Source organism: Candidatus Accumulibacter cognatus (assembly GCF_000584975.1).
Taxonomy (GTDB): Bacteria; Pseudomonadota; Gammaproteobacteria; order Burkholderiales; family Rhodocyclaceae; genus Accumulibacter; species Accumulibacter cognatus.
In genome coordinates this window covers 1-7,936 of sequence record NZ_JDST02000027.1, presented here as the reverse complement: position 1 = coordinate 7,936, position 7,936 = coordinate 1, and the positions used below count along the sequence as shown (strand labels likewise).

Genomic DNA, 7,936 nt, shown 5'->3' with positions numbered 1-7,936 from the left:
TTGTTACCTATTTCAGTATAAGTCGCGTCCGCGACTCAGCATGGAAGCGCACATGGCCGAACTGGCGGCTTCAGGCTACCCCCCTTGTCGAAAAGCCGTGGACGATCTTGAAGGTACGGCAGATTGCATGATTGTGCCGATTGTCGGTTCTTTGCAGCGGGAACAGCAAGGCCGGCCAGTTGTTCCCGGAGTCTCCGCGTGCCTGCAACCGCCGATCCGAAAAGAGGGCCGTGCCAGGCGGCCGATCAGCCGCGCGGATGGTGTTGGGCGTGCAGGACCTTGAGCCGTTCGCGAGCGACATGGGTGTAGATCTGCGTCGTCGAGATGTCCGAATGGCCCAGCAGCAGTTGCACGACGCGCAGGTCGGCCCCATGATTGAGCAGATGCGTGGCAAAGGCGTGCCGCAGCACGTGCGGTGACAGGCGGGCAGGCTCCATGCCGGCCTGCAGGGCGTAGCGCTTGATCAACTGCCAGAAAGCCTGCCGGGTCATCGCCGAGCCGCGCCCAGTCACGAATATCTCGTCGCTCTGGCGACCTGCGAGCAGCGCCGGTCGGCCATCGCCCAGATAGCAGCGCAGCCAGTCGCACGCCTGTTCACCCAGCGGTACCAGGCGCTCCTTGCCGCCCTTACCGAAAACACGCAGTACGCCCATGTCGAGGTGGAGTTCGTGCACCTTGAGGCCGACCAGTTCGCTGACGCGCAGGCCGGTGGCGTAGAGCGTTTCGAGCATCGCCCGATCACGTTGCCCGAGCGTCGTGTCGAGCCGGGGGGCAGTGAGCAGGCGCTCCACCTGGACTTCGGAGAGCACTTTGGGCAGCCGCGAGGATTGCACCGGCATGGCGATCTTCAGCGTCGGATCACTGGTGCGCCGGCCCTGCGCCACCTGGTACCGGTAGAAGCGGCGCAGCGTCGACAAGTAACGCGCCTGCGAGGAAGCGCGCAGCGTTTGCGACAGCATCGCGATGAAACGCGTCAGGATCGCTTCGTCAGCGTTGCACAGGCTGCCGAGTTGCTGCTCCGCCAGCCAGATCGTCAGTTGCAGCAGGTCGCTGCGATAGCTGTCCAGCGAGCCTCTGGCCAGACCGTCTTCCAGCCAGAGCGTGTCGCAGAAGCGATTGATTTCGGCAAGGTCGCCGGGATCGGCCTCAGCAGCCTTCATGTACCAGCAGCCAGTGCTTCACATCGAGCAGAAAGCCGTCTTTCTGATGAGCAAAGCCGCCCAATCTGCCGCCCCTCGCCAGTACCCGGTGGCAGGGAACGACCACCGGGTAGGGATTGGCAGCGCAGGCCTGACCGACCGCCCGCGGCGCGCTGCGCAGCATTCGGGCGATCTCGCCATAGCTGCGCGTCTGGTGTGTCGGAATGGCCGCGATCTGCTGCCAGACGCGGCGCTGAAAAGGCGTCCCCGCAGCGCGCAAGGGCAAGACGAAAGGGTATTCGGCATCCGCCAGGTAGGCGCACAACTGGCGTGCCACTTCCGCAGCAAGCGGATTCCGAGGGGCCATTTCGTCAGTTGGCGGAAGAAAGGCGATGCGATGAATTTCTAGCTCATCGCCGCACACGCCGAGGCTGAACACCGCAGCGCTGATGATCGCCTGGAAAGGCGGCTCGGCCGGATCGACCCGGAGGCGCATCGTAGTGTCCTGCAACGGACTTCAGGAGGTCTTGCCGAGCAGAGCCTGCTTCAGGTCATCCTGGACCGGCTTGTTGCCGAGCCAGATTTTCAGCAGTGCCTTGTAAAAATCGTCGCCGGCGAGGTCCTTGCCCTTGACCTGACCATTGACGGTGAGCCGTGTACCCGTCTCTGGGAGCCAGTCGATGAACACGCTGGTACCCGTCTTGGGTTCTCCCGCGGCGAGCAGGGTATCTGAAAACTGTTTCAGGCGATCCTTGAGGCTCGCCATTTCCGCTTCCGAATGGTTGTTGGCGACGCCTTCCTGCAGCGCTTCGACGAATTGCTGCGCCGAGAGGTCGCGCAGCAGACTGATCGAAATCCGCTTGCCACCTTTGGCGGCCAGCACCGCCGCGGCGTCGCCGCTTTTCTCCGGCAGATAGAGGGCCATCGCATAGACCTTGAAGACGGCCTTCTTGCGCAGTCCTGCGCCATTGACCACCAGTTCGCCGGGACCGACGCGCGTCTTGTCGTCGAATTTGACGCCGGCGACTTCAACGGCAGCCGCGAGGTTGAAGAACAGGGCGGCAATCGCCGCCGCCAGTAGATGTTTCATGATGTCTCCTTTGGGTCACATGCTCCGGCGGGTCTGGTCAAGCCACTGCGGCGTCCGCCCGCTGCCGCAGTGCAGTAAGGGGATAGTTTATCTAAAATCGATAGGGGATGAAGGGTTGAAAACACCAAAAGCAAAAACTGATACTTTGAGCGTAATCCTCTGATCATCAGGGTTTTATCGGCGTTCTCTTCGGTCAGAGCCATGAGCCTCCCATCCTGTTCACGGACACCACCCACCGAAAGCGGGAGCGCGCAGTTCTGGACGGGGAACTCCAGACACATGAGTAACTGGCATCGCATCATCGCATTTTGAATGCACCAGAGGGGGAGAGAAAATGATGTACGACCGCAAAGGCCCGCCGCGACAGCTTGGCGCCACCCTTCGTTTGGTTTTCTTCGCCGCCGCCGCAACCTCGCCTCTCACAGCCGGTGCCGCGACCTGCACGGTCGGAGCCGGAGTCAGCACGATTGGCAACGAGTTCTTTGCGACTGCCGCTTACCCGGACGGCAGCTATGAGTACCAGGTGACGATCCTCCTCTGCTCGGGCGGCGTGCCCAGCTATTGCAGTGGCACGCCGTTCGTGGGAACGCCAGATGCCGTCATTCGAGCGTACCGCGCGCTGAATTTCTCGCGGGTCTTTCGCAACCAGTGTGGCTCCATGGGCTTGATCCCACATGACCGCTTCCTCGGCGCCATCAACGACGGCGTGGCCACTGTCGACTTCTCCTTGGCGGCCCACCCGCTGAGCGCCACCTACACCGACGAATTCGTGAAAGGCATCGCTCCCGGCGAAGACTTTCCCCTCCCTTGCGGCTGCTCTGGCGGTCTGGCAAAGCTTCCCGGTTCCGCCCTCTGTACGCCAGCGCCGCCGGTCAAGGCCCCCGACCTGTGCCTCTCCAACCCGATCCTCCCCGGCCAAGGCTGCAAGATCCAGCGGGAAACCGACTACACCTTCGGCGGCGCCTCGCCCTTATTGACCTTCCAGCGCTACTACCACAGCCAGAGCCCCTACCACAGCCAAAGCAGCGCCCAACGCAGCATGGGCAACTGCTGGCGGCACAACCACGACGTCCTCCTCAACCCCGCCGCTGGCGTCAACCTCGTCCTCCTGCTGCGTGGCGACGGCCAGATCCTGCACTTCCACCCCCAGCCCGGGAGCGCCACCGACTGGGTCAGCGACGCCGACATCGTCGGTCTGCTGCAAAAGACCCCCACCGGCTGGAGCTACCGCGACAGCGACGACGCCGTCGAAACCTTCGATGCCGCCGGCCGGCGCCTCAGCCGCGTCGAACGCGGCGGCCGCTCGCTCACCTACCACTACCAGCCTGGCAGCGACCGGCTCGCCGACATCCAGGACCCCTTCGGCCGCCGCCTCAGCTTCACCTACAACGCCCAGAACCTCCTGACCGAAGTCACCACCCCCGCTGCCGAGAAGATCACCTACACCTACGCCGACGGCCACCTCGCCAGCGTCACCTATCCCGACAGCCACAGCCGCCACTACCGCTACACCAGCATCACCGTCGGCGGCCACGTCGAACCCGCCCTGCTCAGCGGCCTCACCGACGAAAACGCCACTCCCTACGCCACCTGGACCTACGACCCCAGCGCACTCGCCGCGAGCAGCGAACACGCAGGTGGCGTCGACCGCCACACCTTCGTCTATCAGAAAGACGCCACCGGCAAGATGACCGGCAGCACCGTCACCAACCCCCTGGCGGCCGTCACCCAGTACCAGTTCGAGAGAACCTCCTCGGCGCCAGCCGCGTCTCGACGATCAGCCAGCCCCTCGTTCCCGGGTTCACCCGCCGCTTCACCTACGACCCCAGCAACGGCAACCTCCTGAGCCAGACCGACTTCAACGGCCACCTCACCCTCTACACCTACGACAGCCGCCACCTCGAAACCCAGCGCATCGAAGCCGCCGGCACCCCCGACGCGCGCACCACCCGCACCGAATGGCATCCCGCCTGGCGCCTGCCGCTGCGTATCGCCGAACCCCTCAAGCGCACCACCTTCACCTATGACCCCGCCGGCAACCTCCTCACGCGCAGCGAACAAGCCACCCCCGACGTCAACGGCAGCCAGGGCTTCGCCGCCCCCCTGGTCGGCAGCCCGCGCACCTGGACCTGGACCTACCACAGCGTCGGCCAGGTCCTCACCGCCGACGGCCCGCGCACCGACGTCGCCGACCTCACCACCTACACCTACTACGACGCCGCCGACCCCGACCCCGGCAAACGCGGCCAGCTCGCCAGCGTCACCAATGCCCTCGGGCAGCGCAGCGACCTCACCGCCTACGACCTGAACGGCCGGCCGCTCACCCTGATCGACCCGAACGGCCTCGTCACCACCTTCACCTACGACGCGCGCGGCCGCCTCACCAGCCAGACCGTCGGCGACGAACACACCGCCTACACCTACGACCCAGCCGGCCAGCTCACCCGCCTCACGCCACCCGATGGCAGCTTCCTCGCCTACACCTACGACCCCGCCCACCGCCTCACGCAAATCACCGACGCCCTCGGCAACACCCTCACCTATACCCTCGACGCCGCCGGCAATCGCGTCAAAGAAGAATGGCGCGACCCCGCCCACGTCCTCAGCCAGACCCGCCAACGCGTCCATGACGCGCTCAGCCGCCTGACCCGCGAACTCGGCGCGCTCGACCAACTCCAGGCCGACTACGCCTACGATCCGCAAGGCAACCTCACCACCCTCACCACCCCGCACGGTGCCGGCACCCGCAGCAGCACCCAGGCCTTCGACGCCCTCAACCGCCTGATCCGGGTCACCGATCCAAGTGGCGGCCTCACCCAGTACGCCTACGACGGACAGCACCGCCTGAGCCGCGTCACCGACCCGAGAAACCTCGCCACGCGCTACACCGTCGACGGCCTGGGCAACGCCACCGGCCTCGACTCCCCCGACAGCGGCGTCAGCAGCCGGACCTTCGACGCCGCCGGCAACGAACTGACCCACACCGACGCCCAGGGCCAGACGACCTTCCGTCAATACGACGCCCTCAACCGCCTCACCCACATCGAACAACGCGACGCCGCCGACACCCTGCTCACCGCCATCGACCGCCAATACGACCCGCACGGACGCCTGACCCAGGAAACCCGCCAGATCGCCGGCGTCCCCTTCACCACCCACTACCGCTACACCCACGGCCGCCTGACCGGCCTCACCACGCCGGGCGGCCAACAGATCGACTACAGCCTCAACCCCCAAGGGCAGATCAGCGAAGTCCGGCTCACCACGAGCGGTCAGGTCAAGACGCTCGCCAGCGCCATCACCTACCACCCCAGCGGCGCCCTCCAGCAGCTCACCAACGGCTCCGGACAGCGCCTCACCTGGGGCCAGGACGCCGATGGCCGGCCGGCGAGCTACATCCTCGCCAACGAGACCTGGCAGATCGCCTACGACAGCGCCTCGCGTCTTGCCAGTCAAAGCAAGCTCAGCGACCCCACCCAGACCGCGAGCTACGGCTACGACCCCCTCGACCGGCTGACCCAGGCCGTCCTGCCCAGCGTCACCCACGGCTACGGCTACGACGCCACCGGCAACCGCCTGAGCCAGACCAGCGGCGCCGCCACGCGCCGCTACACCCTCAGCCCGACCAGCAACCGCCTGTCGGCCATCGCCGGCAGCCAAGCCAAGGCCTACACCACCGACGCCAACGGCAGCCTCGCCGCCGACGGGGCCGGCCAGACCTTCACCTACGACGCGCGCGGCCGCCTGACCGGCGTCACCGTCGCCGGCGTCGCCACCACCTACCGCCTCGACCCTCTCGGCCAGCGCATTCGCAAGACCGGAAGCGACGACACCCTCTACCACTACGACCAGGCAGGCCGGCTGATCAGCGAAACCGCCCCCGACGGCAGCCCCCGCAAAGACTACGTCTGGCTCGGCGACCAGCCGCTGGCCATCCTTCAATAAGGTAGGGGGAGAACGATCATGCCCAGTCTTCGCCCAGCCCTGCGCCGCCTCGCCTCCTTCCTGCTGCTCGTCCTGATCGGCCTGATCCGCCTGGCCCACGCCGCCCCGACGGTGAGTCTCAGCGCGCCCGCGGCCGGCGCGACCTACCTCGCCCCGGCGAGCCTGACCGTCAGCGCCACCGCCAGTGCCGGCACGACGCTGACGCAGGTAGAGTTCCTCGACGGCGCCACGGTGCTCGCCACACTCACCGCCAGTCCCTACACCTTCACCTGGAACAACGTCCCGGCCGGCAGCCACCCCCTCACCGCGCGGGCCACCGACAGCGCCGGGGGAGTGACGACCAGCGCCGCGCGGACGATCACCGTGAACGGCGGCAACACCCCGCCGACGGTCAGTCTCACGGCGCCGGCCGACGGTACGGTCCATACCCTGCCGGCGAGCGTCACGGTCAGCGCGACGGCGAGCGGGGTCGAAGTCAATACCCCGATCACCCGGGTCGACTTCTACCAGGGAGTGACGCTGATCGGCAGCACCACGACAGCGCCCTATGCGACGGTCTGGACGCCGGCGACGGCCGGCAGCTACCGCCTGACGGCCCGCGCGACCGACAGCGGTGGGGCGACGACGACCAGCGCCGCGCGCACGATCACGGTGCAGGCGATCAACCAGGCACCGACCGTCAGCTTGACGGTCCCGGCCAATGGGGCGAGCTACGTCGCCCCCGCCGCAATCACCTTGACCGCGTCCGCCGCCGACACCGACGGGACGATCAGCAAGGTCGAGTTCTTCCAGGGAACGACGCTCATCGGCACCGCCACCGCCGCCCCGTACACCGTCACCTGGAACAGCGTCCCGGCCGGCAGCTACAGCCTGACCGCCCAGGCGACCGACCACCAAGGCGCTGCGACGACCAGCGCCGCGTGGACGATCACCGTCAACGCGACCAACACCCCGCCGACCGTCAGTCTCACCGCGCCGGCCGACGGCGCCGTCTATTCCCTGCCGGCGACCGTCCCCGTCAGTGCGACCGCCGACGGTGTAGAGGTCGACACGCCGATCACCCGGGTCGATTTCTACCAGGGAGCGACCCTGATCGGCGGCGGCACGGCCCGTCCCAACACCCTCTCCTGGACGCCGACGACGGCCGGCAGTTACCGTCTCACCGCCCAAGCGACCGACAGCGCCGGGGGCGTGACGACCAGCGCGGCCCGCACGGTCACGGTACAGGCGGGCAACCAGGCGCCGACTGTCAGCCTGACGGCCCCGGCCGCGGGCGCGAGTTTCGTCGCTCCGGCGGCGATCCCCCTGACCGCGACCGCCGCCGATACCGACGGGACGATCAGCAAGGTCGAGTTCTTCCAGGGAACGACGCTGATTGGCACCGCCACCGCCGCCCCGTACACCGTCACCTGGAACAGCGTCCCGGCCGGCAGCTATAGCCTGACCGCCCAGGCGACCGACCACCAGGGCGCTGCGACGACCAGCGTCGCGCGCACGATCACCGTCACCGCTAGCGGGCCGACCGTCCTCTACCTGCACGGCGATCACCTCGGCACACCGCGGGTGGCGACCAACGAAGCCAACGTCGTCGTCTGGCGCAACCTTCCAACGGGCGAGCCGTTCGGGATGGCCTTGCCCGAGGAGGACCCCGACGGCGACGGGAAGGCAACTACGATCAATCTGCGCTTCCCAGGGCAGTACTTCGATCGGGAAACCAAGCTGCACTACAATTACTTCAGGGGTAACTACTCAGGTGGTGGCA

5 protein-coding genes are annotated in these 7,936 nt (G+C 66.9%); 2 read left to right on the top strand and 3 right to left on the bottom strand.

Annotated elements, in window-relative coordinates; genetic code table 11:
- Window positions 1-245: 245 nt before the first annotated feature.
- The 3 genes from xerD to AW06_RS05870 are packed head-to-tail and all read right to left on the bottom strand — an operon-like array spanning window position 246 to window position 2,229.
- Window positions 246-1,160 carry a site-specific tyrosine recombinase XerD gene (gene xerD / locus AW06_RS05880; protein WP_034947104.1) on the bottom strand — a complete coding sequence of 305 codons (915 nt, stop codon included), beginning with the start codon at window positions 1,158-1,160 and terminating at the stop codon, window positions 246-248.
- Window positions 1,147-1,635, bottom strand: a complete 489-nt coding sequence (locus tag AW06_RS05875; protein WP_034947102.1) for a methylated-DNA--[protein]-cysteine S-methyltransferase — start codon at window positions 1,633-1,635, stop codon at window positions 1,147-1,149. Before AW06_RS05875 ends, xerD begins: the two co-directional genes overlap by 14 nt.
- Window positions 1,636-1,656: 21 nt before the next feature.
- Window positions 1,657-2,229 carry a chalcone isomerase family protein gene (locus AW06_RS05870; RefSeq protein WP_034947100.1) on the bottom strand — a complete coding sequence of 191 codons (573 nt, stop codon included), beginning with the start codon at window positions 2,227-2,229 and terminating at the stop codon, window positions 1,657-1,659.
- Window positions 2,230-2,566: 337 nt separating this feature from the next.
- Between AW06_RS05870 and AW06_RS20015 the strand changes: the two genes are divergently transcribed.
- Entirely contained in the window at window positions 2,567-4,075 is a 1,509-nt protein-coding gene (locus tag AW06_RS20015) for a DUF6531 domain-containing protein (protein WP_273704428.1), read from the top strand.
- Window positions 4,076-6,192: 2,117 nt separating this feature from the next.
- On the top strand, window positions 6,193-7,936 hold a 1,744-nt coding region (locus tag AW06_RS05855), incomplete at its 3' end, for an Ig-like domain-containing protein (protein ID WP_034947092.1).